23 protein-coding genes and 2 pseudogenes are annotated in these 25348 nt (G+C 72.5%); 12 read left to right on the top strand and 13 right to left on the bottom strand.

The genetic code is table 11. The features are described 5' to 3' along the window. Positions 1-289: 289 nt before the first annotated feature. The gene (locus tag ACIRU3_RS10620; protein WP_404054307.1) at positions 290-1963 is read left to right on the top strand and encodes a PucR family transcriptional regulator; all 1674 of its coding nucleotides are present in this window, start codon (positions 290-292) and stop codon (positions 1961-1963) included. A 166-nt stretch (positions 1964-2129) separates the two neighbouring features. Next, positions 2130-2897: a hypothetical protein gene (locus tag ACIRU3_RS10615; protein WP_404054304.1), complete on the top strand. Its 768-nt coding sequence runs from the start codon at positions 2130-2132 to the stop codon at positions 2895-2897. A 223-nt stretch (positions 2898-3120) separates the two neighbouring features. Here the strand turns inward: ACIRU3_RS10615 and ACIRU3_RS10610 are convergent, their stop codons facing one another. Next, positions 3121-3903, bottom strand: coding sequence for a GntR family transcriptional regulator (locus ACIRU3_RS10610; protein WP_404054301.1), 783 nt, complete (start codon positions 3901-3903; stop codon positions 3121-3123). Between the two features lie 164 nt (positions 3904-4067). On the opposite strand from ACIRU3_RS10610, the gene ACIRU3_RS10605 reads away from it, so the two are divergent. Further along, positions 4068-4907: a (2Fe-2S)-binding protein gene (locus ACIRU3_RS10605; protein WP_404054298.1), complete on the top strand. Its 840-nt coding sequence runs from the start codon at positions 4068-4070 to the stop codon at positions 4905-4907. 303 nt (positions 4908-5210) lie between these two features. Then, entirely contained in the window at positions 5211-6254 is a 1044-nt protein-coding gene (locus tag ACIRU3_RS10600; protein WP_404054295.1) for a DUF2637 domain-containing protein, read from the top strand. Between the two features lie 87 nt (positions 6255-6341). On the opposite strand, the gene ACIRU3_RS10595 is transcribed toward ACIRU3_RS10600, so the two are convergent. Together ACIRU3_RS10595 and ACIRU3_RS10590 are read right to left on the bottom strand one after the other, a co-directional pair. Beyond that, a complete protein-coding gene (locus tag ACIRU3_RS10595; RefSeq protein ID WP_404054293.1) occupies positions 6342-6791 on the bottom strand; it encodes an ATP-binding protein in 450 nt (149 codons plus the stop codon). A 386-nt stretch (positions 6792-7177) separates the two neighbouring features. Continuing rightward, positions 7178-7963, bottom strand: a pseudogene (locus ACIRU3_RS10590) (thiamine pyrophosphate-dependent enzyme); the annotation flags it as partial. Between the two features lie 143 nt (positions 7964-8106). On the opposite strand from ACIRU3_RS10590, the gene ACIRU3_RS10585 reads away from it, so the two are divergent. Next, positions 8107-8322 (top strand): hypothetical protein, encoded by a 216-nt coding sequence (locus ACIRU3_RS10585; protein WP_404054291.1) that lies wholly within the window; start codon positions 8107-8109, stop codon positions 8320-8322. A gap of 105 nt (positions 8323-8427) precedes the next feature. On the opposite strand, the pseudogene ACIRU3_RS10580 reads toward ACIRU3_RS10585, so the two are convergent. After that, positions 8428-9137, bottom strand: a pseudogene (locus ACIRU3_RS10580) (thiamine pyrophosphate-binding protein); the annotation flags it as partial. A 69-nt stretch (positions 9138-9206) separates the two neighbouring features. After that, entirely contained in the window at positions 9207-10907 is a 1701-nt protein-coding gene (locus ACIRU3_RS10575; RefSeq protein WP_404054287.1) for a protein phosphatase 2C domain-containing protein, read from the bottom strand. 460 nt (positions 10908-11367) lie between these two features. On the opposite strand from ACIRU3_RS10575, the gene ACIRU3_RS10570 reads away from it, so the two are divergent. Together ACIRU3_RS10570 and ACIRU3_RS10565 are read left to right on the top strand one after the other, a co-directional pair. Further along, positions 11368-12348 (top strand): helix-turn-helix domain-containing protein, encoded by a 981-nt coding sequence (locus ACIRU3_RS10570; RefSeq protein WP_404054285.1) that lies wholly within the window; start codon positions 11368-11370, stop codon positions 12346-12348. A gap of 47 nt (positions 12349-12395) precedes the next feature. Next, positions 12396-12878 (top strand): DUF456 domain-containing protein, encoded by a 483-nt coding sequence (locus ACIRU3_RS10565; protein ID WP_404054283.1) that lies wholly within the window; start codon positions 12396-12398, stop codon positions 12876-12878. 4 nt (positions 12879-12882) lie between these two features. Here ACIRU3_RS10565 and ACIRU3_RS10560 read toward each other — a convergent pair whose 3' ends face one another. Continuing rightward, positions 12883-14103, bottom strand: a complete 1221-nt coding sequence (locus tag ACIRU3_RS10560) for an SGNH/GDSL hydrolase family protein (protein WP_404054280.1) — start codon at positions 14101-14103, stop codon at positions 12883-12885. A gap of 165 nt (positions 14104-14268) precedes the next feature. Here ACIRU3_RS10560 and ACIRU3_RS10555 point away from each other — a divergent pair, with 165 nt between their 5' ends. After that, a complete protein-coding gene (locus ACIRU3_RS10555) occupies positions 14269-14583 on the top strand; it encodes a PPOX class F420-dependent oxidoreductase (protein ID WP_404054278.1) in 315 nt (104 codons plus the stop codon). 53 nt (positions 14584-14636) lie between these two features. Here ACIRU3_RS10555 and ACIRU3_RS10550 read toward each other — a convergent pair whose 3' ends face one another. From ACIRU3_RS10550 to ACIRU3_RS10520, 7 genes are all read right to left on the bottom strand, one after another. Next, positions 14637-14876, bottom strand: coding sequence for a hypothetical protein (locus ACIRU3_RS10550; RefSeq protein ID WP_404054275.1), 240 nt, complete (start codon positions 14874-14876; stop codon positions 14637-14639). Beyond that, positions 14873-15193, bottom strand: coding sequence for a hypothetical protein (locus tag ACIRU3_RS10545; RefSeq protein WP_404054273.1), 321 nt, complete (start codon positions 15191-15193; stop codon positions 14873-14875). Before ACIRU3_RS10545 ends, ACIRU3_RS10550 begins: the two co-directional genes overlap by 4 nt. 36 nt (positions 15194-15229) lie before the next feature. Further along, a complete protein-coding gene (locus tag ACIRU3_RS10540; RefSeq protein WP_404054270.1) occupies positions 15230-15721 on the bottom strand; it encodes a methylated-DNA--[protein]-cysteine S-methyltransferase in 492 nt (163 codons plus the stop codon). Further along, complete coding sequence (locus ACIRU3_RS10535) at positions 15718-17115, bottom strand: DNA-3-methyladenine glycosylase 2 family protein (protein WP_404054455.1); 1398 nt, start codon at positions 17113-17115, stop codon at positions 15718-15720. Before ACIRU3_RS10535 ends, ACIRU3_RS10540 begins: the two co-directional genes overlap by 4 nt. Continuing rightward, the gene (locus ACIRU3_RS10530; RefSeq protein ID WP_404054267.1) at positions 17115-17330 is read right to left on the bottom strand and encodes a hypothetical protein; all 216 of its coding nucleotides are present in this window, start codon (positions 17328-17330) and stop codon (positions 17115-17117) included. Before ACIRU3_RS10530 ends, ACIRU3_RS10535 begins: the two co-directional genes overlap by 1 nt. 74 nt (positions 17331-17404) lie before the next feature. Further along, complete coding sequence (gene rsgA / locus ACIRU3_RS10525; RefSeq protein ID WP_404054265.1) at positions 17405-18508, bottom strand: ribosome small subunit-dependent GTPase A; 1104 nt, start codon at positions 18506-18508, stop codon at positions 17405-17407. A gap of 243 nt (positions 18509-18751) precedes the next feature. Next, a complete protein-coding gene (locus tag ACIRU3_RS10520) occupies positions 18752-20434 on the bottom strand; it encodes an SWIM zinc finger domain-containing protein (protein ID WP_404054262.1) in 1683 nt (560 codons plus the stop codon). A gap of 584 nt (positions 20435-21018) precedes the next feature. On the opposite strand from ACIRU3_RS10520, the gene ACIRU3_RS10515 reads away from it, so the two are divergent. The 4 genes from ACIRU3_RS10515 (at position 21019) to ACIRU3_RS10500 (ending at position 25329) form a co-directional block, all read left to right on the top strand. Continuing rightward, complete coding sequence (locus ACIRU3_RS10515) at positions 21019-21603, top strand: ImmA/IrrE family metallo-endopeptidase (protein ID WP_404054260.1); 585 nt, start codon at positions 21019-21021, stop codon at positions 21601-21603. Continuing rightward, a complete protein-coding gene (locus ACIRU3_RS10510; RefSeq protein ID WP_404054258.1) occupies positions 21596-22948 on the top strand; it encodes a DUF6545 domain-containing protein in 1353 nt (450 codons plus the stop codon). The genes ACIRU3_RS10515 and ACIRU3_RS10510 overlap by 8 nt, the downstream gene beginning before the upstream one ends. A gap of 78 nt (positions 22949-23026) precedes the next feature. Next, on the top strand, positions 23027-24340 hold the full coding sequence (locus tag ACIRU3_RS10505) for an FAD-dependent oxidoreductase (protein WP_404054255.1): 1314 nt from the start codon (positions 23027-23029) through the stop codon (positions 24338-24340). Between the two features lie 41 nt (positions 24341-24381). Beyond that, positions 24382-25329: a phytoene/squalene synthase family protein gene (locus ACIRU3_RS10500; RefSeq protein ID WP_404054252.1), complete on the top strand. Its 948-nt coding sequence runs from the start codon at positions 24382-24384 to the stop codon at positions 25327-25329. The last annotated feature ends 19 nt before the right edge of the window (positions 25330-25348 follow it).

Here is a 25348-nt window from a genome sequence, read left to right as displayed (position 1 = left end):
CGGCGGGCCCGGCTCGTTCATGTCCTGTTAACGCGGAGTGGACTCAGTACACCGCCCCGTACTCCGGCGGGGTCAGTCACCGAAACCATGAAGGAGTTGGCTGGCCACTGCGGGCATCTTGTAGATTCGTATGAACGGAGGTCATCGGTAACCTCTCCGTTTTCCTCGGGAAACGCAGGAAACAGCCCGACGACCCCGGAGAACGGCCTGTGCGCCCCGCGTCGGGTCCCTCCCCCGTCACCCATCAAGATTCATCGTAGTTTTCGAGACAAAGAACGGCGGCGACGAGATGCGGCTGCGCGCACTGCTGGACACCGATGCGCTGGGCCTGCGGCTGCTCGGTGGCGAAGACGAGCTGGACCGCTCCGTACGCGGGGTCATGACCACCGACCTGCGCGACCCGAGCCGCTACCTCGCGGGCGGCGAACTGGTGCTGACGGGCCTGGCCTGGCGCCGGGACGCGGACGACTCCGAGCACTTCGTGCGCCTCCTCGTGCAGGCCGGGGTGGCGGCCCTCGCCGCCGGCGAGGCCGAGCTGGGCGATGTGCCCGACGATCTGGTGCTGGCCTGCGCCCGGCACCGGCTGCCGCTGTTCGCGGTGCACGAGTCGGTGGCGTTCGCGACGATCACCGAGCACGTCGTGCGGCAGGTCTCCGGCGAGCGGGCCGGGGACCTGGCGGCGGTGGTGGACCGGCACCGGCGGATGATGACCTCCGGCCCGGCGGGCGGCGGCCCGGACGTGGTCCTGGACCTGCTCGGCTCCGATCTGGACCTGCGCGCCTGGGTGCTCTCCCCCACGGGCCGGCTGATCGCGGGCTCCAAGGCCACGGGCCCGGAGCTGCCGCCGGAGGCCTGCGCCAAGCTCGCCGCCGAGCACCTGGCCGCCGCCCGCACCGGGCGCCGCGGTCCGCACCGGGTGGTCCTGGGCGGCGTCCGGTACTCCCTGTTCCCGATCCGCTCCTCCGGGCGTTCCCCGCAGGCGGCCCGCGATGTGCGCGAGACGGTCCTGTCGGACTGGCTGCTGGCCGTCGAGGCGGACGCCGGGGACTGGCCGGATGAGCGCCTCGATCTGCTCCAGGGCGTCACCCAGCTGATCGCCGTCGAGCGGGACCGCCGGGACGCGGCGCGCACGGTACGGCGCCGGCTCGCCCAGGAGGTGCTGGAGCTGGTGCAGACGGGTGCCGCGCCCGCCGAGATCGCCGCGCGCCTGAGGGTCGCGGCGCCGGTGCTGCTGCCCGGGCTCGGCGCTGCCCCGCACTGGCAGGTGGTGGTGGCCCGCGTCGAGTGGGAGGGCGACGAGATCGAGGGCGGCCCGGTCGCCCAGTCGCTGCTGGAGGAGGTCCTGGTCGACCCCCTGGCCACGGGCCCGGAGCCCTCGGACCGCATCGCCGTCGCGCACACGGGCGACGAGGCCATCGCGCTCGTACCGCTCCCGGCGGTCTCCTCCGAGCACGACGGCTCGGAGACCGGCCTGCTCGCCGACGCACTGCTGCAGTCGGTACGGGAGTCGCTGTCGGCGGGCCTGAACGACGACGGGCGGCTCACGCTCGGGGTCAGCGCGGCCGTGCACTCGGCGGAGGGGCTGCGCGGCGCCCTGGAGGAGGCCCGGCACGCCCGCCGGGTCGCCGCGGCCCGCCCCGGCCGGGTCTGCGCCGCCGGCCACCAGGAACTGGCCTCGCACGTCCTGCTGCTCCCGTTCGTCCCGGACGACGTCCGCCGCGCCTTCACGGCCCGTCTGCTGGACCCGCTCAAGGACTACGACCGGCGGCACCGGGCCGAGCTGATCCCGACCCTGGAGGCGTTCCTGGACTGCGACGGCTCCTGGACCCGCTGCGCCACCCGGCTCCACCTGCACGTCAACACGCTGCGCTACCGGGTCGGCCGTATCGAGCAGTTGACGGGACGGGACCTCTCGCGCCTCGAAGACAAGCTGGACTTCTTCCTGGCACTGCGCATGAGCTGAGGTCAGCCGGGCGTGGGGCGGCCAAACCAAGTCACGCCAATGCCCCACTACTTTGTGAAATCTTTCACCCACCCTCTTGGCCCGGCCCGGCCATTGGTGCTGGAATGCCGCCACCACTCAACAGCTCGATGGCGTGCTCGGGGAGGGCAACGTGGCGTATTCCGCCATGTCTGGTAATGGAACGACCGCCGGGGACGATCCTCTCCAGACCGCGGTGTGGCGGTTGCGCTCGCGGGCGTGCTGGGCCGACGCGGCGGCCCTGCTGCCACCGGACACGCCGGCCGCCGCCCTCCAGCGGGCCGCGCTGCTGGTCGAGCGGTGCCTGTACACCGAGCGGGGCTGGGCCGAGGCGGAGGACGCGCTGCGTACGGCCGAGGCGCTGGCGCACACCGACGAGGAGCGGGGGGCGGCCGCCTGCGAACGCGGCCAGCTCGCCTACTCGGCCACGCTGCACGCCGTACGGGACCGGGCGGACGAGGCGCGGGCCGCGCTGGGGCGGGCGGCGGCGCTGATCCCTCCGGGGGGTGCGGGCAGGGCGTTGCTGGACTTCCGCAGGGGCCTGCTGGCCGAGAACCTCGCCCGCTCCCCGCAGGCGGCGCGGGCGGCCTACCGCCGGGCCCACGCGGGCGCCACGGCGCACGCCGACCCCCTCCTGCTGTCCTTCACCTGGCGCCACCTGGCCGGACTCGCTCTCCGGGACGGCGAGTTGGCGGAAGCGCGGCACGGTTTCACCGAATCGCTGCGGATCCGGGAGGAGTTGGGCTACCTGGTGGGTACGGCGCCTGCGCTCGCGTCCTTGGCGGACGCCGAGTCCGAGCCCGAGGCGTCGCGGCTACGGGAGGAGGCCCGGCGGCTGTTCCGGTTGCTCGGCGGTGTCCCCACCTGGCTGGCCCGCCAGCTGACACCACCGGCACCGGGGGCGGCGACCGCGTAGGTCCTGTCGCGCGGCGGACGGGAGTTCGACGAGGGGGCCCGGCGGCGGGTGGTCGCGGACCCCGGCCGATTGCGGGTGCGCGGGGGCTGATCGCACAGTTCCCCGCGCCTCTCGGGAACTTGCGACCTGAGGGGCGCGGGGAACTGCGCGAACGGCCACAGCGCAGCCGCAGCCGGCAGCCGTCCCGCAGCCCGACGGCGAGCCCCCGGGCGGCCGAGAGCCCTCAGCTCGCGCCCGCGAAGTGCTCGCCCACCAGCCCGCGCACCACATCCAGGTCACGGGCGATCAGGGCATCCAGCAGCGCCGTGTGCTCCGCCGCGTCCGCCACCAGGTCAGCTCGGCGCTGCCGGACGGGTCCGCCGACCAGCGGCCACTGGGAGCGCCGGTGCAGGTCCTCCGCGATCCGGACCAGCTGGCCGTTGCCGGACAGGGACAGCACCGCCCGGTGGAAGGCCCGGTCGGACTCCGCGTACGTCGCCGCGCAGCCGGAGGACGCGGCGCGTGCCGTCTCCTCCGCCAGGGGACGGAGCTCGGCCCACCGCTCGGGCGGCACCGTGCGGGCGAGCCGCAGCATCACCGGCATCTCGATCAGTCCCCGCACCTCGGCCAGCTCGGCCAGCTCCCGCGCGCCCCGCTCGACGACCCGGAAGCCGCGGTTGGGCACGACCTCGACGGCACCCTCCAGCGCGAGCTGCTGCATGGCCTCCCGCACCGGTGTCGCCGACACCCCGAAGCGTTCACCGAGCACCGGCGCCGAGTAGACCGCGCCGGGCTTCAGCTCCCCCGCCACCAGCGCCGTACGCAGCGCGTCCACGATCTGCCCGCGCACCGAGGAACGCTGCACGACGGCCCGCGGCTGCGGGATCGGCGCCTCACAGTGGGTGTGCTCGCCCCGCGCGCCCGGCAGGGCGACGTCCCGCTCCCGGGTCACGTCGACCGCGCGCTGCTGTGCCGGTATCCGGGCGGTGCCCTGAATCCCGGCGGAGCCCTGCACGCCCTGCTTCACGGGGTCCTCCTCCGGCTTGTCGGCACATGGGTCATTAACGGCGGGTTGTTACCTGTCCGTCAAGCACCATAGGCGCACGAGGCAACAGTTCAAATTTCCCGGAGGGTGGGTAAGGTTAGCCTTACCTCTTCGGTTTCCCGCGATCAAGGACCGGTGGTTCCGCCATGCCCGCTGCGGCCTCGCCGCTCACCGCCGCGTACGCCCGTCTCACCGCGGCCTACCCCGGGCTGGCCGTGACCGTCCTCGGTGCGGCGGAGCCGATGCCCCGGGGCGAGGGCTGGGTCGGCGCCGCCGGGCTGGCGGAGGGCGGCGCGGCCCTCGAGGCCTTTCTCGCCTGGGACGAGGCACAGGTGCTGCGGGACTACGGCCGGCGGGCCCGCCCGGACGTCGTGGCGAGCTTCGGCCTGCACCGCTACGCCTGGCCGGCCTGCCTGCTGATCACCGTCCCGTGGTTCCTGGACCGCCGGGTCCCCCGGCTGCCCGTGACGCATCTCTCGTACGACCGCACCGCCGGCCGCATGGCCGTACGCCCCGCCTCCTTCGCCTGTCTGCCGGACGACCCCGCGGCCGCCCTGCCCGGCGCCGTCGTCGTACCCGACGCCCAGGCACTGCGGGCCGAGGTGCGGGCGGCCGTCGCCGAACACCTGGAGCCCGTGCTCGCCGCCTTCGGGCCGCGGATGCGTCGGCGCGGGCGGGCGCTGTGGGGCATGGCGACCGACGAGGTCGTGGAGGGGCTGTGGTACGTCGCCCATCTGCTGGACGGGGCCGAGGAGGCGCGGGCCGTGCGGGAGCTGGAGCTGCTGCTGCCGGGGGCGACGCGGCCGTACGTCGGCTCGGCCGCGTTCCGGGTACTGAGCGGGCCCGACGGCGAGCCGCTGTCCACCCGCGACCGAGCCAGCTGCTGCATGTTCTACACCGTGCGGCCCGAGGACACCTGCGCCACCTGCCCGCGCACCTGCGACACCGACCGGATCGCCAAACTCACCTCCGCAGCCGCTGCCTGAGGGTTCCTCAGGTCCGGAGCAGCCCTGCGGGTCCACTAAGATCATCGGACCCGGACCGTCCACTCCCGGACAGGGAATTCACAACTTCCTCACCAGCCCCAGGAACTTTCCGGGGAACCATCCGTGCGGGTAGTCTTATTCGAACTCAACTCTCGCCCCTCAAGCGGCAGTTCGAGCAGAACGCCGCCCCGGGCATCCCCCTGCACTTCCTTGGCGGCCTCTTGCCCCGAAACCCCCTGAGGGCCTTCGGGAGTGGGCCACTATGGCGGGCGTTACGCCCTATCCCAATGCAAGGGACCCCTGATGAGATTGACCGACATATCGCTGAACTGGCTGCTTCCGGGCGCCGTGCTGCTCCTGGGCATGCTGGCGGCGGTGGCGGTGCTCGCGCGCGGCAAGCGCTCCTCCGGGGAGAACGCGAGCGCGGACGACTCGTGGGAGCGCAGCGAGGAGCGCCGCAGGCGCAAGGAGGCCGTCTACGGCACGGCCTCCTATGTACTTCTGTTCTGCTGTGCGGCGGTGGCGGCCGCGCTGTCCTTCCACGGCCTGGTCGGTTTCGGCGAGCAGAACCTCGGACTGACGGGCGGCTGGCAGTACCTGGTGCCGTTCGGTCTGGACGGCGCGGCGATGTTCTGCTCCGTCCTCGCGGTGCGCGAGGCGAGCCACGGTGACGCGGCCCTCGGCTCCCGGATACTCGTATGGATGTTCGCCGCGGCGGCGGCCTGGTTCAACTGGGTGCACGCTCCCCGGGGTGTCGGCCACGACGGCGCGCCGCAGTTCTTCTCCGGCATGTCCCTGTCGGCGGCCGTCCTGTTCGACCGCGCCCTGAAGCAGACCCGCCGGGCCGCGCTGCGTGAGCAGGGGCTGGTGCCGCGCCCGCTGCCGCAGATCCGCATCGTCCGCTGGCTGCGGGCCCCCCGCGAGACCTACAGGGCCTGGTCGCTGATGCTCCTGGAGGGCGTGCGCAGCCTGGACGAGGCGGTCGAAGAGGTCCGCGACGACGCACGGCAGAAGGAGCAGGCGCGCCAGCACCGGCGCGACCAGCAGCGGGTGGAGCGCGCCCAGCTCAAGGCGATCAGCCGGGGCCATCGCGGCTTCGTAGGCCGCACCGGCGGCCGGCAGGTCGAGGTGCAGGCCATGGAGCGCGCCCCCGCGCCGGCCACCGCGGAGCCTGCCATATCGACGCCGGAGCAACTGCCCGTACTCTCTCGGCCCTCCCTTCAGCCGGTCCGCAAGGGCGCTGAGCCGGTCGCCGTCGACCTGACCGCGGAGGACGACACGATGGCTCTGCCGCGGCTGGACTCGCTCGAGCGCAAGCTGAAGGACCTCGAACAGCAGTTCGGCTAAGACCTGGGTGCAGAACGGGACGGGGGCGTGACCGCGCAGGTCACGCCCCCGTCCCGTTGCCGTTTCCGGCTCTCCTGCCGGTCCCGCTCACGCGGCCTCGGCGCCGAGTTCGAACCACACCGACTTGCCGACCCCGTGCGGCCTTACGCCCCAGGCGTCCGCGAGGGACTGCACCAGGACCAGCCCCCGGCCGTGCGTGTCCTCGCCCGTGTCCGGCGCGCGCAGGCGCGGCCTGCGGGCCACGAAGTCCCGTACCTCCACGCGCAGTCCGCGCGGTGAGACGACGGCGGTCAGGACGGCGTCGTCGTCGGTGTGCACGAGCGCGTTGGTGACGAGTTCGCTGGTGAGCAGTTCGGCTATCTCCGAGCGGTCCGGCCTCCCCCAGTGCCGTAAGAGCTCGCGCATGTCCCGGCGGGCCTCGGGCACCGCCCTGAGATCCGCCCGCCCCAGTCTGCGCCTGAGCTGGGGCGTGTGCGCCCGTTCCGTGATGGTGTCGGCTCCTTCCCCCGCGTTCGCCGAGGAGGCCCCTATGGCCACGGGACCGCCCCCTCGCGCCTGCCTCTTCATGACCCCCGCCTGCACGTTGCCGAACCTGCCCCTCCTGGTCGAACATGTTCACGGGGATCCATGCCCTGTGCGCGCGGGGGCAGTCATGTCGAATCGGCGACGCCTCGTGGTTCGGCCACGCCGGTACGGCGGATCGGCGCGGCTTCGAGGACCCCGCCGCCTTCAATTCGGCCACCGGGGGCGCCCTACGTCGCCACGGGCGCCCCGCCACGAAGAGCGCATATGCCGCCCGCCAGACGCCGGCGTGCCGGGGAAGCCCGCGAAACTGGCCGGAATGCAACGGTCCTGACTCGGCCTCAGGGCCGGGGCAGGCCCGCGCCGCCACCACCGGCCGACACCGCTGACCCTCAAGCGCTCTACGGCCGCGGCACGTTACGCAGGTTGGAGCGAGCCATCTGCAGCATGCGTCCGACGCCTCCGCCCGGCACGATCTTCGAGGCGGACAGCGCGAACCCGGTGACCATCTCCGCGCTGATCTTCGGTGGGATGGACAGGGCGTTGGGGTCGGTGACGCTGTCCACCAGGGCCGGGCCCTTGTGCTTGAAGGCGTCCTTCAGCGCCCCGGCGAGCTGCTTGGGCTTCTCCACCCGCACACCGTGCGCACCACAGGCGCGGGCCATGGCGGCGAAGTCGGGGTTGGTGTGGGCGGTGCCGTACGAGGGCAGGCCCGCGACCAGCGTCTCCAGCTCGACCATGCTCGGGGAGGAGTTGTTGAACAGCACGATCTTGACCGGCAGGTCGTACTGCACGAGCGTGAGGAAGTCGCCCATCAGCATGGAGAATCCGCCGTCGCCGGACATGGAGACGGCCTGACGGCGCCGGTCGGTCTTCTCCCGGACCCGGGGGATCAGACAGCGCAGGGTCTCGCGGACGTCTCCCCACACGGCGAGGTCGAGCCGGGACCGGCGGCCGAGGACCTCGGGCCGTACGTCGATCCGGGCGATCTGCACATCGTCCGGCAGGAAGGCGTTGTACGGGAAGTCCGTGCCGAGCAGGATCAGCAGGTCGCACTCGTGGGTGGCCTCGTGGGCGGCGCCGTACCCGAGCAGCCCGCTCATGCCGACGTCGTACGGGTTGTCGTACTGGTGATACCTGCGTATGTGAATGCGAGCACGGCCCTCAGGGCCTCTCCGGCGGGTTGCGGCACCGGTATCCGTCCCTGCGTCGCCAGTGGCCCATTCTCGACTGACGTCACCCGAATGGAGTAACCCAACGCGCCACCCATATGGGTGAAGATCAAGCTGGTCAGTGCCCCAACCGCGGCAATCCGTGAAAGGGAAACCAAATGCGCATTCGACGAATCCTCGGCGCCGTCATCGCCACGGCAGCCCTCGCCGGACTCGGCCTCACAGGCGCTGCCACCGCCACGGCCGCCACCCACAACGCCACCGCCACCGCCCACACCGAAAGCCTCACCCCGGGTGAGTGCGTGGACGGCGGCGGAAAGGTGGTCGGGATGAAGTGCGTCGGCGGTACGGGCGACGGGCAGATGGTCGACTAAGCCCCACTAGGCGCCCCGCAGCCACGCGCTGCGGGGCGCTCCCGCGCGAGCATGCTGCAACAGCACAGTTACACCGAGATACGTAAGCCACTAAGGATTGTCGTACTGGATCCACTCCTTGCCCCGCAGGGCATGCCCCACGGGCGACTTGATCCGCTCCGCGAACCGCATGACCTCGGCGTGCGCGCCGGCCGTACCGCTGCCGCAGAAGAGGGTGACCCGGCCGGCCGCGTCGATCATCTCCACGAGCCGGCCGATCTCGGCGTCACGGGCCGGACGGTGGGCCGGGAGGTGACGAGGGCGCTCTGCGGGGCCTTGTCCGGGGCGGGTTCGTCGGCGATGTCGCCGGGCAGCGAGACCACGCTCACGCCGCTCTGCCCGACCGCGTGCTGAAAGCCGTGGCATCTGCTTCGGGCTGGAGATCAGCTCGCTGTAGTGGCTGCATTCCTGGAAGAGCCGGTCCGGACGGGTCTCCTGGAAGGAGCCGAGGCCGATCTCGCTGGGGGGATCTGGGAGGCGAGGGCGAGCACCGGAGCCATGGAGCGGTGGGCGTCGTACAGGCCGTTGATGAGGTGCAGGTTGCCCGGGCCGCAGGAGCCGGCGCAGGCGGCCAGTCGGCCGGTGATCTGGGCCTCGGCGCCGGCCGCGAAGGCGGCGGTCTCCTCGTGGCGTACATGGATCCAGTCGATGGCGGAGTTGCGGCGGACGGCGTCCACGACCGGGTTGAGGCTGTCGCCGACGACGCCGTAGAGGCGGCGCACGCCGGCGCGGACGAGGATGTCGACGAACTGTTCGGCGACGTTCTGTTTGGCAATGACTCTCGTCTGCCCCTTCGCTGTCCCGGGATCCGCCCCTCCCGGTCCATCAGTCCACAGGGGCCGTGGTTACGCCTCCCAAACGGCCGCCGCCGTGCGGTCGTCGGCGTAGCCCTTGACCCGCACCTGGGTGTCCGCGAGGAATGCAGCCAGGCCGGGCGGGGTGCGGCCGGACCAGCGGCGGGCCAGATAGGCGCAGAGGGCGGGCTCGCCGCGCAGCGGCTCCGCGAGCCCGCACGTGCCCATCACCAGCACGTCACCCGGGCGGGCTACCGAGGCGCGGAAGCGGAAGGGTTCGCGGGGCGGCTCGGGGGCGGGCTCGTACGGACTCGGCGGGGTCGGGATACCGAGGTCCATGGTGAGGCGGTCGCCCTCGGGGGTCTCGGCGGGGGCCGAGCCGAAGCCGAGGACGGGTTCGCCGGTGGTGTCGGCGGGCGAGACGCGCGGTTCGATGTCGTGCCACTCACCTCCCCTCAGCCGGAACAGGCCCCCTTCGCCGACCCCGAAGAACACCCGGGTACGGCAGTCGGGGTCGGCGGGCAGCAGCAGGCAGCGCAGGCTCGCCGTGTACTCCTCGGGGTCCAGGTCCTGCTCGACGGCACTGGCGCGCAGCTTGCCGAGGCTACGGTCGGCCAGCCGATGCAGTCCCGATTTCAGGTCGCCGCGCCGGGCGGCCCGGATGTCCTCGACCAGTCGTTGATGACTGCGGCCCACGGCCCGCCCGATCAGCTGGCAGGCCTCTGCCGCCGCCAGGTGCGAATCCGGTGTGGCCCGTGCGCCGGTCGCCATCGCGACGAGCACCAGCGCCTGCTCGCCGGTACCGAACCGCGCGGTGAGCAGCGAGTCCCGCCGTGGCTCCCCCCGGTAGCGCGCCGAGTCCCCGCGCATCGACACGGCCCGCAGGGTGCAGGCCCCGTACCGGGCGCCGTCCAGCACGGTGTCGGCGACCAGCTCGTCGAGTACGTCGGGATCGGCGGCAGGGAGGGCGGTGGGCTCGGGGGCGTAGGTGGGGGGTCCGGAGCCGACGTAGTCGAGGGACGAGGGGGGCGGCGGGGGTGTGACGGGGAGGTCGAGTGCGGTGGCCACGGCAGGGGGGCCCGCGAAGGGCGTGGCGGGGGGCCGGGAGACGGCGGGACGCTCGGACGCGTCGGGGGGTGCGGCGGGCTGGGCCGGGATGGCGGGCTCGGCAGAGGGTGCCGGTACCGGTTCCGGTACGGGTCCTGGTACGGGCGTCTGTTCCGATGCCCGGTCGGGTGCGCTCTCCGCCCGGCCGGCGGGCCCGCCCTGCACCGGCGGCCGCGCTCCGGGCGGCTCCGGCTCGTAGGTGCGGGCCGCCGCGCGCGCCCCTTCCGCCCGGTCCCCGGCCCGGTCCGGCACCGGCGGGAAGGTCACCGGTGCCTCGGGCTCGGCGGGCGGGGGTTCCCACGGGGCGTGCTGCCCGGGTGGTGCGCCGGTGGGAGCGGTGCCCGGTGGTGACGCGGTGGTCTGCCCGGGCGGAGGCGGCGCGGTGGGACCGGTCGGTGGTGACGCGGCTCGCTGCGTCGGTACCGCGGGCTCCCGGGGCGACTCCTGACGCGGCGTCCGGGCGGCCGTGCCGCCTGTGTGCCCCGTCCCGCCGGGCCGCCCCGCCACCGCGTTCCGCGCCGAGGTGAAGCGGTCGTCCAGAGAGTCGGGGGCGCTCGTGGGCCCCGTGTCCTCGGTGGACTCGTCGTACAGCTGCCCCCACCAGTCGTCCTCGTGACGGGCGGGCCTACCCCCCTGCTGGCTCATGCCCCTAATTGTCCACCGCACCGGCCGGATGAAAACGGGGCATCAGGAAAAACCGGCGCACGTGATCACCGCGAACGACAGGTCGAGGGACAGCCCGAACGGCCGTACGAGCGCCGGTTGATGGCCGCCGGGCGGCCCCACCCCCCACGGGAGGACCGCCCGGCGACATCCGAAGTGACCCGGCCCCGCATCCCCTCGTGCGTTCGCGCACGTCCGGGCCCGGCTCACGGTCTCAGCCGACCGGATCGCCGAGGGCGCCGGCCGGATGGCCGAATTGTGGCTTGGTTTCCTGGGATGCGCCTGTGAGTCGTGAGTACGGCCGCGCGTCCCTCGGTCTGGCCACCTTGGCAGAGTCACCGTCGGTAAGGCGATGATGTCCGACGGCGGGTTTGCGCCGTGGCCGGTTTCCGCCAGGGCGCCCCGCGTGGACGGCTTGTTCTCAGGGGAGGGACGTAGGTCGATGCTGGCAGCGATAGGCCTGGACGAGACGCACGAGTCGGCGTACCGGGCCCTGGTGTCCGTGGGCGCCGCCGAAGTGGCCGATCTGGCGCGGCGCCTGTCGCTGGCCGAGCCGGACACCGAACGTGCGCTGCGCCGGCTGGAGCGGCAGGGCCTCGCGGCACAGTCCCCGGCGCGGCCGGGCCGCTGGGTGGCGGCACCGCCCGGGGTGGCGCTGGGCGCGCTGCTGACCCAGCAGCGGCACGAGCTGGAGAAGGCGGAACTGGCGGCGGCACTGCTGGCCGAGGAGTACCGGGCCGCCGCGTCCGAACCCGAGGTGCACGACCTGGTGGAGGTGGTGACCGGCGCCTCGGCGGTCGCCCAGCGCTTTCTGCAGCTGCAGCTGGGCGCCGTGGAGGAGGTGTGCGCGCTGGTCACCGGCAATCCGGTGGTGGTGTCCGGGACGGAGAACGACGCGGAGGAGCAGGCGGCCGGGCGCGGGGTCCGCTACCGGGTGGTGGTGGAGCGGTCGGTGCTGGACCTGCCGCAGGGGCTCACCGAGCTGGCCGCGGCGCTCGGCCGGGACGAGCAGGTGCGCGTGGTGGACCGGGTGCCGACGAAACTGGTGATCGCCGACCGTTCCCTCGCCATGGTCCCGCTGACCTCCAGGACGGTCGGGCCGGCCGCGCTGGTGGTGCACGCGAGCGGTCTGCTGGAGCTGCTGGCCGGGCTGTTCGAGTCGGTGTGGCGCGAGGCGCTGCCGCTGCGGCTGGGGGCGTCCGGGGTGACCGAGCAGCAGCCCGACGGCCCGGACGCCACCGACCTGGAGGTGCTGTCGCTGCTGCTGGCCGGGCTGACCGACGCGAGCGTGGCCAAACAGCTCGACCTGGGTCTCAGGACCGTACAGCGCCGGGTGAAGCGGCTGATGGAGCTGACCGGTGTGACGACCCGGCTGCAGCTGGGCTGGCACGCCTACGAGCGGGGCTGGGTGTCCCGCTCATAGGCTTCCCGTGACCTGCGGCTTCTTCCGGTCTCCGGCACTCTGGGCAGATGGGAGCGTGGGAACTCCTGCTGGTCGGCGTGGTCCTGGTGCTCGGCCTGTGCGGAGTACTGGTGCCCGGGGTGCCGGGATCGTGGCTGGTGTGGGCCGCGGTGCTGTGGTGGGCCCTGCAGGACCCTCGGCCGGTGACCTGGGGCGTCCTGGTGGGGGCCACCGGGGTGCTGCTGCTGTCCCTGATGGTGCGCTGGGCGCTGCCGCCGCGCCGGCTGCGGGCGAGCGGCGCCACGCCCCGCATGGGTGTGTACGCCGGTGTCGGCGCGTTGCTCGGCTTCTTCCTGATCCCGGTGCTGGGCGCGCTGCCCGGCTTCATGGCCGGGATCTATCTGCACGAACGGCTGCGGCTCGGCCGGCACGGCGAGGCGATGGCCTCGCTGCGTACGACGATGCGGTCCGGCGGCTCCAGCGTGCTCGCCGAGTTGTTCGCGTGTCTGCTGATCGCGGGCGCGTGGCTGGGCGCGGTGCTGTGGGGCTGACCGGTCAGGCGGCGGCCGGGGCGGCGCCCACGGTGCCGAGGGACCGGCTGCTCAGGGCCCGGGCCACGGTGTCGGCGACCGCGCGCATGCCCGTGTCGTTGAAGTGCAGGTGGTCGCCGGGGTCGTAGCCGGGCAGGATCCGTTCGGGGGCGGCCGGGTCGCGCACGGCCGCGTCGGCGTCGGCGACGGCGTCGAAGGCGCCGCCGGTGCGGATGAAGGTGTTGACCTGCTGCCGTACCGCCTCGCGGGCCGGGGTGTGGGCGGAATGGCCGCCGTAGGGGGTGAGGGTGACGCCGACGACCTGGATGCCGCGGGCGTGGGCGCGGGCGACGATCGTGCGGTACGCGGCCGCGAAGGCCTCGGGGTCGCTCGCCTCGGGGGTGCCCTTGATGTCGTTGATGCCCTCGAACACGATCAGGATCCGCACCCCGGCCCGGTCCAGGGCGTCGGCGTCCAGGCGGGCCAGGGCGCTCGGTCCGGTGCCGTCGCGCAGCAGGCGGTTGCCCGCGATGCCGGCGTTGAGGACGCCGAGCCGGGCTCCGCGCAGGTGCTCGGCCAGCCGGTCGGGCCAGCGGTGGTTGGCTTCGGGGGTGGAGCCGTTGCCGTCGGTGAGGGAGTCGCCGAAGGCGACGACGGAGCCGGCCGCGGTGCCGAGGACGTCGACGCCGGTGACGTAGTACCAGTAGCCGGTGGCGGTGGTGTACGCGGAGCCGTCCTCGTCGGCGACGTGGCCGGCGCCGGCGGGGGCCAGGTAGCTGGTCTGCAGGGCGGTGCGGTGGTAGGTGGCCGGTCCGCTGTCGACCGGGGTGTAGACGGTGACCAGCAGGTCGGAGTCGTCCGGTACGGGCAGCGGGACCGGGTCGGTGAGCAGGTCCTGGCCGGGCGGGACGGTGGCCGTCGGGGCGCCCTGGAAGGTGGCGGTGCGCAGGGCGCCGGGCAAGGCGTCCGGTCCGGCAGCCCGGCGCAGCGCGACCGTGACCGCACCGAGCTGCAGGGGCTTGGTGCCCAGCCGGTTGCTGAGCCGGATCCGCACGGCGGTGCCGCCGGTGCTCAGGTGGACGACGTTGCGGACGGCGGCACCGGGCAGCGCGGGTGCGGTGCCGGAGGGGGCCGTCTCCCAGCTGCCGGTCCACGGCGGCTGGGCGGGTTCGGCGACTGCCGTCGCCGTCGTGCCCGGCAACGCCGCGAGCAGCAGCGCCACGAGGACCCGTCCGACCTTGACCATGTCTGTGCCCGCCCTTCCCGTGGATGTCCGAGGCGAAGGTGCCACACCGCTGCCGCGCGGCGCCGGAACATGCCGACCGGTCCACCCGCTTGGCGTAGGCCGTTGGCCGTAGACCCTGGGGTGGAGTGCCGATGGGCCGGGCAGACGACGTGCTCGGCTGCCTGTATGACCGGATTCAGCGAGGCCGAACTGACGTATCTGCGCTCGCAGCGGCTGGGCCGCACGGCCACCGTCGACCCGCGCGGCCGGCCTCGGGCGAACCCCGTCGGCTTCTTCCCGCAGGACGACGGCACGATCCTGATCGGCGGACGTGCGATGGGCACCACCAAGAAGTGGCGCAGCCTCCCGCAGAACCCGGGGGTCGCCCTGGTCGTGGACGACGTGGTGAGCGAACGCCTCTGGCGGGTACGCGGGGTCGACATCCGCGCGGATGCCGAACTCCTCGTCGGACCACATGAGTTGGGGCCGCACCTCAGCTAGGAGGTGATCCGGAGCCGTCCGGGCCGTGTGCTCAGCCGGGGGCTGGAGGAGAGCTAGGAATTGTCGGGACGCCAGCGTGGCGCCTGGTCGTCGGGGGTGTCCGGGCCGGCGAAGTGGAAGGGGACCGACAGCTGGGCGGCCAGGATCCGGCCGGCCCGGTCGGCCGCTGCCGCCGACGGACGGAGTGGGCCGTGGTCCTCGTCTTCTCCGAGGTACCGCACGGCCGTCCTCCGGTAGATGGTGGCCATTCGATGCTCGCCGGCGGGGTCGGCGGTGATGGCCAGCAGGTTCACGAACCAGCCGTGAACGGTGTCGCCGTCCCAGACCGCCTCGATCGCCACGATGCGGCCGGGGCAGCCGGCCGCACGGCGGTCAGGGACTCCGGGTCGAGGGGGCTGTCCGGGGTGCGGGCGATGCGGTCGCCGTGGTGGAGGTAGCGGTCGTCGACGACGAGCTGGGCGTCATGGAGCCCCAGACCCTGCGCTCGGCCGGCTTCCCACACGGCACGCACCGCCTGCATGAGGGCGTCCTGAAGGACGTACCCGTCGACCTGTTCGCGGATCCCGGCCGGCAGCAGCCCCCACCACTCGGTCGTGTCCATGTCGCTCATCCAGACCCCCGTCTCCCCTGATCCGAAAGGAAGATCCTATGCCGGGAGCACGCCCTCCAGCGTCAGCAGCCACACCTTCCGCTCAAGTCCGCCCGCGTACCCGGTCATCGAGCCGTCCGCTCCGATGACCCGATGGCAAGGGCGCACGATGAGCAGGGGGTTGGCGCCGATCGCCCCGCCGACGGCGCGGACCGCGGCGCGGGGTGCGCCGATGCGGGCGGCGATCTCGCCGTAGGTGGTGGTGGCGCCGTACGGCACGGAGTCGAGCGCGCCCCACACCCGCTCGCGGAACTCGGTGCCGTGGGTGCGCAACGGCAGCCGGAAGTCCTTGAGTTCACCCGCGAAGTAGGCGGCGAGCTGTTCCTCGGCCGCCCGGAAGGGCCCGGGGTCGTGGCGCCAGTCGTCCTGGACGGTCCGCCCGCCCTTCTGTCCGGGCACGGACAGTGAGGTGAGTGCGCCGTCCGGGTCGGCGGTGAGGAGCAGCCGGCCGAGCGGGGTGTCCACGTTCGTCCAGTGGATCGGCTTCATCGGTCGGTCAACTCCCCTGCGGCAACGAGATGCTGGACGGCGTACGAACGCCAGGGCCGCCAGGTGTCGGGTGCGTCCAGGCCGGGCGGAGCCACGTCGGGATCGCCGAGGGCGCGAACGCGGATGGCGGCGACGACGGCCGGCTCCATGCCGGGCAGGGCGAGCAGCTCCTCCTGGGCGTCGTCCCGGTCGGCGCCCGGATCCAGTCGCACGGTGCCGTCGGCCAGGGCGGCGGCGAGCGCGCCCAGCGGCCCGCCGGGCTCGGCCCCGGCGAGGGCGGCCGGCTCCGGGAAGAGGTGGGTGAGGCTGCCGCAGGGGGCGTCGAGCGCCTTGCCGTACCGGCGGACCAGGTCCTCCGCTCCGGCGACCCCGACCAGCGCTCGTACGGCGGGCTCCAGGGGGTCGACGGCGCCGGGCGAGCGCAGTCCGGGCCGGGCGGCGATCAGCGGTGCGAGCCTCGGGTCGGCGCCGAGCCGCTCGTCCACCGCGTACGGGTCGGCGTCGAGGTCGAACAGCCGCCGCAGCCGCTGTACGGCGGTGGTCAGGTCCCGTGGGTCGGTGAGGTGCAGCCGTGCGTCGAGCCAGCCGCCCGGATGCGTGCCGCCGACCGTCTTCGGCACCCGGGTGCGCTCCTCGACGGCGACGAGCGCGGTCCCGTACGGCAGCCGCAGCGCACGCCGGTAGGTGCGGCCGCCGGGGCCGCCGCTCACCTCCTCGACGCCGGGTACGGCCTCCCGCGCCAGCCGGTCGAAGACGGCGGCGGCCTGGTAGGGCCCGCGGTAGGCGAGCCGGAGGGGGATGCCGGCGCCCGGGGTGGCCCGCCGGCTGCCCCGGCCCCGGGGTGCGGCGGTCCGTACCTCGGTCGGCGTCGAGTCGTAGACCTCGCGGACGGTGTCGTTGAACTGCCGCACGCTGGCGAACCCGGACGCGAACGCGATCTCGGTGATCGGCAGGTCGGTGGTCTGCAGCAGCACCCGTGCGGTGTGCGCCCGCTGGGCTCGGGCGAGCGCCACGGGTCCGGCGCCCAGTTCGGCGGTGAGCTGCCGCTGGACCTGCCGGGCGCTGTAGCCGAGCCGGGAGGCGAGACCCGCGACGCCCTCGCGGTCCACGACACCGTCGGCGATCAGCCGCATGGCCCGGCCGACGGAGTCCGCGCGGACGTTCCACTCGGCGGAGCCGGGGACGGCGTCCGGGCGGCACCGCCGGCAGGCCCGGAAGCCGGAGCCCTGCGCGGCCGCGGCCGTCGGGAAGAACCGCACGTTGCGCCGCTTCGGGGTGACCGCCGGGCAGCTGGGCCTGCAGTAGATCCCGGTCGTCTCGACGGCGAAGAAGAACGCCCCGTCGAACCGCCCGTCACGGCTGCGTACCGCTTCGTACCTGGTGTCCTCGTCCATCACGTCTTCCAGTGTCGGTCGCGGCGGCGGGGAAGGGCCAGCGGGAATCGGACGTGCAGCTGAGCGGCGCTGGTGAGCCGGGGCGCCCACGGGTCGTCGTCCCGTCGGGGCAGCAGGTCGTCGGCCGTGCCGACGGGCGGTTCGTGCCGGTCCGCGCGCGGGGACTGCTCAGCCCAGACCACTGTGCCGCGGGCCGTGCACGGACGCATTGCCACGGCCCCGTCGCAGGCCGTCGTTCCCGGCGGGCGCCGAAGCCACCCGCCGGGAACGCGTCACCGTACCCGGGGCCCTACTGCCGGCGGCCCCGCTTGGCCTCCATCGCCGCCCGGCCCTGCGCTCCCTTCCGCTTCCAGTCCTTCTTGATCTCCGCCCGGAGCCGCGCGTCCGTCTTCGCGACGATCCACTGGTTCTCCCGCATCAGCTTGCGGTAGCTCTCCAGCCGTCGTACCGGAAGATCCCCGCTCTCCAGGGCGGAGCGGACCGCGCAGCCGGGCTCGGACTCGTGTGCGCAGTCCTGGAAGCGGCACTGCACGGCGAGTTCCTCGATCTCGGAGAACACCTGCCCGACCCCGCCCTCGGCGTCGAACAGGCCGACGCCCCGCAGCCCGGGGGTGTCGATGAGCACGCCCCCGGAGGGCAGGGGCAGCAGGTTGCGCGTGGTCGTGGTGTGCCGGCCCTTGCCATCGACGTCACGGGCGGCCCGTACATCCATGACGTCCTCGCCGACGAGGGCGTTCGCGAGGGTGGACTTGCCGGCGCCGGACTGCCCGAGCAGCACGGACGTGCCGGAGCCGACGAGAGCGACCAGTGTGTCGAGGCCGTCGCCGTGCAGGGCGCTGACGGTGAGCACGGGCACGCCGGGCGCGGTCGTCTCGACGTCCTGGACGAGGTGGCCCAGCGTCACCGGGTCCGGTACCAGGTCGGCCTTGGTGAGGACGACCGCGGGCTGTGCGCCGGACTCCCACGCGAGGGCCAGGAAGCGTTCGACGCGGCCGAGGTCGAGTTCGACGGCGAGGGACACGGCGACTACGGCGTGGTCGACGTTGGCCGCGAGGATCTGCCCCTCGGACCGCTTGGAGGAGGTGGAGCGGACAAAGGCGGTACGGCGTGGCAGCAGCGTCCGCACATACCTCGGGTCGCCGTCCTCCGGATCGACGGCGGCCCAGTCCCCCGTGCACACGACCTTCATCGGGTCACGAGGAACGACGAACTCTGTGTCGGCCCGGACGATGCCGTCCGGGGTGACGACGTCACACTGACCGCGATCGACCCGCACGACACGACCGGGCACCAGACCCTGGTCGGCGTACACGGTGAACTCTGCGGCCCAGTCCTCGTCCCAGCCGTACAGGGCGAGAGAGTGCGACGAAGCAGAAGCGGAAGAGAGATTCAAGGGAAACCCTTCGAAGGGCGGCCCCGGCTCCGCGCAGATCTGCGCTGTGAGAAAGGTCAGCCGGAGGCCACGGAGGTGGAGTGGATGATCTGCTGGTTGCGGGCAACGCCCATCACAGAGACAGCCATCGGTCACACCTCCCGTTCCTCACTCGGCCGACAGCAGCGGCCAACAGCTCGCTGCACGAAGTGAGCCCAACCCTAGATGCGCGCACACTCGGGCGCCACCGATTTTCCGGCAGGGTCACAGGCCGTGCTGGTCGAGGAGCCTCATCAGGTTCCGCTTGCGCTTCTGGCCGGCACGCAGAGCGGCGAGGTACGCGGTGAACTCGTCTTCGGTGCCCAGGCGGCGATGGCAGTCGCGCATGCTCAGCAGCAGACCGGTCAGCTGGTCGTAGACGGCGTTGCCCGTCTGTTTCATGAGCGGTTCGGCCAGCCGCAGGTAGACCCCGAGCGCGTCGGCAGAGCGGACGACGCGGGCCCTGTCGGCGAGAGCGAGCCACTGCCGGTCGTGCGCACGCGATTCGACCGCGGCCCGCCAGGCAGCGTCGATGTCCCCGTCGTCGAGCAGGGCATCGACCAGGACCGGGCCGCCGTTCCAGGACCGCTGCCGCTGCCCGGCGTCGGCGCGCAGCAGCACGAGGGCCGGTTCCCGCTCGGCCTGCCAGCAGCCGGCCGCCCGTGCCGCCGTACGCAGCTGCTGGTACGCGACCAGGGAACGGCGGGCGGCGAACTGGGTGCGGCGCAGAGCGACGGCGTCGAAGAGCCGGTCGGCGCGGGTGTAGCGGTCGCAGAGGTAGTCGATCAGGGCGATGTCGGGGGTCACGTCGTCGGGTGTTTCCTCAATGCCGCGTTCCGCCCACCGCAGGGCCTCGTCCGGGCGGCCGGCGGTGTCCAGTTCGCGGGCGACGCTCAGGTGGGTGCTGCCGTCCGGAGCGAGGTCGGCCGCGTGCACGGCGACCCATCCGTCCACGTCCCCTTCCGCCTTGGCCAGCCGTTCCATCAGGTACTTCTCCGCCCAGCCGGTGCGGTTGCGGCGCCAGGCGGCAGCCGCCAACTCCCTTACCCGGGACACCCCTTGTACGCCGAGGACATCCTCATAGTCGAGGGGGTCAATGCCGGTGAGATCGTCCAGGTCGCTGAGCAGATGGCCGACCAGCCACCGCGCGGTCTCGTTCGGGTCGGGGCGTGCTGCGCGGCACGCGTCGAGGTGGGTTTCGGCGAGCGCGGCCCCGATTCGACCCAGGTGACCGTCGGAGTCGTCGATCGCGTCCTGCGCCTCGCCCAATAGCCGCATCGCCTCCCGGGACAGGGAGATCGCGTCCGTGGCCCGCCCTGCGGCGATCAGCGCGGCGATCGCGGACACCGCCTGAGAGGCCTGTTCGCCGTAGGCGTGGGCATCGGCGTACTCGACATAGCCGTACCGTGCGAAGGGGGCGGTGTCGAGGAGTTCCCGGATCCGGGCGCCTACCTCGACCAGGTCCCCTCGGGCGCTCGCCGCACGCAGCGCCAGCCGACGCGCCAACTTCCGGTCCTCGGCGATCTGTTCCCGTACCAGGGCGAGCAGCTCGTCCCTGGAGCACGCAGCCAGCCACGTATCCAGTTCCTGAGCACGAGTCCTGGCCCGGCCGCGCTGCCGCGGCACCGCCTCCGGCTCGGCGAGCACGGTCAGGCCCAGGGCGACCAGGTGCTTGCAGAAGTTGCCCTCCCTGCCGTACGGGCAGTCGCACTCCCCGGCGAAGCCGTCGGGCCCGTCCAGGGTCAGCTCCGCCTGGTAGGCGTCCGTCCCGTGAACGGTGGCCGTGATCCAGCCGTCGCCGACCTCCACAGCGGTCACCTCGGCCAGATAATTTCGGCCCCGCTCGAACGAGCGTGGCCCCGCCAGCGCCCGCAGGTCGTCCTCGTCGAAGTCCAAGTCCTGTGCCACACAGGCATTCAACCGGAGAAGCGGAGCGACGGCCTCTGCAGTGCCCGTATCGCTGTGTTGGTGGGCGTGCACGCCCACATCCGCATGCCAGGCAGCCACGGCTCACGACCGCAATGAGGTCCAGCCGCCGACAGGCCAGGCGTCACGGGCCACGGCGTGCGGCCCGCCACTTGAAGTTCCGGAACTATAGTTGACGGCGCGTTGGTCGACACGCTTTGAAACACTGTCCGGGTCTGGTGACTTGAACGCGGTTTCCGGGGTGTGGTCGGGGCTGGGTGAGGAGAACGGATGACGGGGTGGATCGCGCGATCCGCCGCAGGAGCGGACACCGGGGCCGTACAAGCAGGCCCTCGGGCCACGCACCGGGCATGGCTCCGGCAACCGGGCACTGCGGATCGATCGACCTGCCTTGAGTCGCCTCGCTCCCGCGGTACCGCGCCACCCGGACATGATCACCGTGCTGCGCGGACCGCCACTCTCGTCGGCGAGAAGTTCCCTGCCGGTCTGCAGATTCAGCCGCATGGGTTCAGCCGGCGTGCGGTGGCCACGGACCCGGGCGGAGGGGGGCGAGGATGCGGCCGATCATGAGGGCGGGCCATCGGCAACGGGAGTGGTCACGCTGGATCGCCATGGTCAGGGAAGAGTTCGCCATACGCCGCGAAACCCACGCGGCTGCCCGGCAGATCCGCCGGGACCTGGGCCTCTCGAGCGTCCAGAGCATCGACGGCCTGGTGGAGCTCGTCGCCGAGCGGCGCGGCAACCCAATCACTGTACTGCACATCGACATGCCGTCCACCGTCAGTGCGTTCTCCCTCGCCACCCCGGACGGGGACTACATCGCGGTCGACGAGTACGCGAGCGAACTCACCCGGGTGAACTCCATCGCCCACGAACTGGGGCACTTCCTCTTCGACAAGGCGGAGGACGTCAGGGTGCCTGTCGAGGCGGGCGACAAGAGCCCGCTGTCGCGGGAGTTGGCGGTCCAGCTCACGCCGGCGCTCAACCCCGACACGGTCACCGCCTTCTTCCAACGGTCTCACTACGACTCGCCGGTCGAGCGGCAGGTCGAGGCCTTCGCCACTGTCGCGCTGGACCGCAAGATCGCGCTTCAACAGTCCGACGCACATGGCCTCGCCTTCAGCTTCACCCACCGGAGGACTGGTGTCTGAGAGCAGCGCGACCACTGTCTACCTGGTCATCGCCTCCCTCCATCTGACGATCGCCCTCTGGAAGGCCTCAGCCCTCGTACGTTCCCCTTCTCTCGCGCTGGGCCTGCAGGTCGCCACCCACGGACTGGGCGGCATCGTCTACGTGGTCGCCTCTCCTTTCGGGTACCGGAGCCTCGGTTCGGCGTCCGGTCAGCCGTGGCTCCCCACGCTGCCGATCTACCTGGGCATCCTGCTGTGCTTCGGGACGCAGCACCTGTTGACGATCCTGTGGACCCCGTCCCGGTCGGATCAGCCGCAATGGGTCCGGCGGCAGATCGCGACCTGGGCGGTCGCCTACGGCATCTCCTTGGCGATCATGGTCGTCGCGTTCGTGACCACGGATCTGGGCGGCCCGGCCGATCCGCTCAAGTTCAATACCGAGCAGGTGGTCCATCCACAGGTACAGGTCTTCCTCTGCGTGTTTCTGACCATGCTCACCTGCGGAACGGTGCACACATGGCGTCGCACGCGACGTGCACGGGCCGACGACAAGGCGATCATGCACTCCGTCCGCTGGTACGGGCGCAGCATGCTCGTGACGTCCGGGTACGTGGTGTGCTCGGCGCCCGCGGCCGCAGCCGCTGCCCTCGGTCACCACCAACTCGACGACGTGGGCGTGCTGGGCTCCGCCTTCGGCGTCGTGGGATCCATCATGACCTGCTACGGAGTCTCCGGAGCGGCGTTGAGCAAGTGGCTCGGCGAACGTCGGGACATCGCGGTCCTGCAGCCGTTGTGGGATCTCGTCGTCTCAGGGGTCGACCAGGAACTGTCCCTGGGCTCGGGCCAGCGCCGGTCGGATCACCGGGACCGGCAAGCATCGGCCGGTCCCGAGCGGTCCAAGCCGAATCGCTTCTTCAATGTCCGGTGGACACTTCATCGACGAGTGATCGAGATCCTCGACGGAATCCGGCAGCTGGAACGGCGCGCCTGGATCAGCGACTTGCCGACGCAGGCGGTCGCGAGCCTGCACAGCGAGGCCATGAAGACCGACGTCCTCCGAAGCCGGCTGGGCCTCGGGAAGAAGGGACTCGCCCCCCATGAGCTCGAAGCCGCCGTGACGGCCGCGGTCCTGCGTGACGCGGTCGAACGCCTCCAGGCGGCAGGCTCTGACGGCGCGGCACCGGCCGCTTCTGCCGGACCCGCCCTGTTCGCCCCGGGAAAGAACACGCCCGCCGCCCAGGAGAGGACCCGCCTGGTACGCGTGGCCCGAGCGCTCCGTGCCCCTCTCGTGGAGTCATCGCTCCAGGTGGTCCGCTCTGCCCGGGAGGGCGAAGGGACGCCCCGGACTCGCGCAGCGGCACTGTAGTGTCCCGTCCGGTCGTGCTTCTCGGCGACCTACCCATTCGAACGGAGCTGAGCCGTCACGGGCTCGGAGGGGAGCCCCGTGCAACGGGCAGTTGTGCTTGGCGGAAGCTACGCGGGTCTCCTGGCAGCCCGCGTGCTGAGCGAGTTCGCCGAAGAGGTCGTCATCGTGGAACCGGACCACCTCGACGACAAGGCAACCGGCCCAGGCGCACCGCACCGGCACCAGTTGCACGCCCTGCTCGCCATGGGGCATGCGCAGCTGGAACTCTGGTTTCCCGGCATCACCGGGGAAATGACCGCGGGCGGTGCCCTGGTCGGCAGCGGCCGAGCGGTCCGGTTCTACGTCGACGGCAGGCCGCGCCCTCCCCTGGACGACGTCGAAATGCTCGGCGCCACACGCCCGTTCATCGAACGCGCCGTACGGCGGCGCACGCGAGAGCTGCCCCATGTGCGCTTCCTCGCCGGCCGCGGCCAAGGACTGCTGGTGCGGAGCGACCGCGTGTGCGGCGTCCGCTACACCCCGGCCGGGCACGAGCACGAGACGACACTCGCCGCCGACCTCGTCGTCGATGCCATGGGCCGGTCGAGTCGCCTGAGCAGTTGGCTCGGCAAGGAGGGGTGGCCCGTGCCGCCCGTGGAGCGGATGCGGATCGACCTCGGCTACGCCACGGCCGCATTCCACCGGGGCAGCGAACTCCCGGGGACAGTGATCGCGCACTCCGCCCCAGGACCCGAAAGCGGCTACGAGCCCGCGCGCTGCGAACCCGGAGCACTTGCGGCGGTCGAGAACAGCCGGTGGACGGTCGTCCTGGCCGGTTACGCCGGTCACCGCCCCACCCGGGACCCACAGGAGTTCATCGCCAGAATGCGCCGTTGCGTCGCCCCGCTGCGGGAGGTCGCCGAGCACTGCGCGCTGCAGGGCGACGTCGACACCTTCCACTTCCCCGAGAGCCGACGCCGCCTGTTCCGCGCGACAAGTCGCTTTCCGGGCGGACTGGTCGCGGTGGGCGATTCCATGGCCTCCGTCAACCCGGTCTACGGGCAAGGGCTCACCCTCGCGGCTCTGCAGGCCCGCGCACTCGCCATGCACCTGCGCTCCGGAGCCGCGCCGCACGCTCCGGCCTGGGACTACTTCCGTCGCGCGGACGTCTTCATCGACGCCGGGTGGAAACTGTCGACGACCGCCGACCTGGCCCAGCCGCACGTCACCGGCCCCCGTCCACGCGGCTATCCCCTGATCCGCTGGGTGGGCGACAAGATCACCCGAGCGTCGGTCCGGGACCCCGAGATCAACCGTGTCTACATGGACGTCGTCCACATGCGACAGCATCCGCGAACCCTCACCCGCGCTCATGTCCTGCTGCGCGCGGCGCGCGTCCTCCTGGACCGCTGACCGTCCGTGCCCCTACCGGAACCACCAACCGAAGGAGAGCAGTGCCCCGATGGCCCGCGGCCCTGACCGAGGCCGGCATCACTGACCCGACGCTGCGGCGAGCCTACGACGCCCAGCGCGACCTGGTGCGGAAGTTCGCCCTCCACCAGTACCTCGCCACCCGGCTGCTGCTCCCCGCGCAGCTCCATCCGTCCGTCGTCGCGATGGTCGCCTTCATGCACGAAACCGACGAGCGGATCGACGCCGGAGAGGTCGGCACCCGCAAGGAAGCACTGCTTTCATGGCACCGTGAGGTCGGGGCGGCACTCGATGCAGACCCCGGCCCGGGTGCTCCCGCGTCCGCTCTGCTCCGGGCGCTCGCCGACACCGCACGCCGATGCCCGCACACGGCTGCGCGCGTGCACGACTTCCTGGACGGGGCGCCCGTCGAGGCCGAATGGACCGGCTTCGACAGCGAGGCCGACTACCAGGCCTACATCGACAGTTACTCGCTCCCGGCCCTGATGCTCACCGCGTCGCTGATCGCGCCGGCGCCGAAGGCAGGTGTGGACGAGCCGTTCCTGCAGGGATGCCGGTCGCTGATCGAGGGGTGGCAGCGCATCGACTTCCTGGCCGATCTCGCCGAGGACGCCGAGCAGGGCCGCATCGGCATCGCACGCGAGGAACTGGACCGGTACGGGCTGACCATCGAGGACCTGCGAAGCAAGTCGCAGGCATGCGTTCCCGCTCTGGGGCGGCTGGTCGGCGCGCAGGCCGATCTCGCCGAGACCGCGCTCACCGCGTGCCGGGGACTGCCTGATCTGGTCGACGCGCCCTGCCGGCCGTTTCTGCGAGCCCTGATCTCCCTTCAGGTTCTCCATCTCCAGGCCGTACGACGCAAGGGAGGTTCCCTCCTGCACGGCGGGGCGCGGCCGTCGATCCCGGCCGCCCTCGGCGTCCTGGCGCGTCAGTACCGCGCCGTGAGAAGCGTGCGGCGCCTGTCGAGGTGACGGACGGTCTCCGTGGGCC

This window comes from Streptomyces sp. NPDC101151, assembly GCF_044768335.1.
In the GTDB taxonomy this organism is placed as follows: domain Bacteria; phylum Actinomycetota; class Actinomycetes; order Streptomycetales; family Streptomycetaceae; genus Streptomyces.
The sequence above is the reverse complement of the archived record's forward strand: the minus strand, read 5'-3'. Positions and strand labels throughout refer to the sequence as shown.

Excerpts from the sequence above, each read along its gene's own strand:
- ACIRU3_RS10620 (WP_404054307.1), top strand. The coding sequence starts at position 290 with ATGCGGCTGCGCGCACTGCTGGACACCGATGCGCTGGGCCTGCGGCTG.
- ACIRU3_RS10615 (WP_404054304.1), top strand. The coding sequence starts at position 2,130 with ATGTCTGGTAATGGAACGACCGCCGGGGACGATCCTCTCCAGACCGCG.
- ACIRU3_RS10605 (WP_404054298.1), top strand. The coding sequence starts at position 4,068 with ATGCCCGCTGCGGCCTCGCCGCTCACCGCCGCGTACGCCCGTCTCACC.
- ACIRU3_RS10600 (WP_404054295.1), top strand. The coding sequence starts at position 5,211 with ATGAGATTGACCGACATATCGCTGAACTGGCTGCTTCCGGGCGCCGTG.
- ACIRU3_RS10585 (WP_404054291.1), top strand. The coding sequence starts at position 8,107 with ATGCGCATTCGACGAATCCTCGGCGCCGTCATCGCCACGGCAGCCCTC.
- ACIRU3_RS10575 (WP_404054287.1), bottom strand. The coding sequence starts at position 10,907 with ATGAGCCAGCAGGGGGGTAGGCCCGCCCGTCACGAGGACGACTGGTGG.
- ACIRU3_RS10570 (WP_404054285.1), top strand. The coding sequence starts at position 11,368 with ATGCTGGCAGCGATAGGCCTGGACGAGACGCACGAGTCGGCGTACCGG.
- ACIRU3_RS10565 (WP_404054283.1), top strand. The coding sequence starts at position 12,396 with ATGGGAGCGTGGGAACTCCTGCTGGTCGGCGTGGTCCTGGTGCTCGGC.
- ACIRU3_RS10560 (WP_404054280.1), bottom strand. The coding sequence starts at position 14,103 with ATGGTCAAGGTCGGACGGGTCCTCGTGGCGCTGCTGCTCGCGGCGTTG.
- ACIRU3_RS10555 (WP_404054278.1), top strand. The coding sequence starts at position 14,269 with ATGACCGGATTCAGCGAGGCCGAACTGACGTATCTGCGCTCGCAGCGG.
- ACIRU3_RS10545 (WP_404054273.1), bottom strand. The coding sequence starts at position 15,193 with ATGAGCGACATGGACACGACCGAGTGGTGGGGGCTGCTGCCGGCCGGG.
- ACIRU3_RS10540 (WP_404054270.1), bottom strand. The coding sequence starts at position 15,721 with ATGAAGCCGATCCACTGGACGAACGTGGACACCCCGCTCGGCCGGCTG.
- ACIRU3_RS10535 (WP_404054455.1), bottom strand. The coding sequence starts at position 17,115 with ATGGACGAGGACACCAGGTACGAAGCGGTACGCAGCCGTGACGGGCGG.
- ACIRU3_RS10515 (WP_404054260.1), top strand. The coding sequence starts at position 21,019 with ATGAGGGCGGGCCATCGGCAACGGGAGTGGTCACGCTGGATCGCCATG.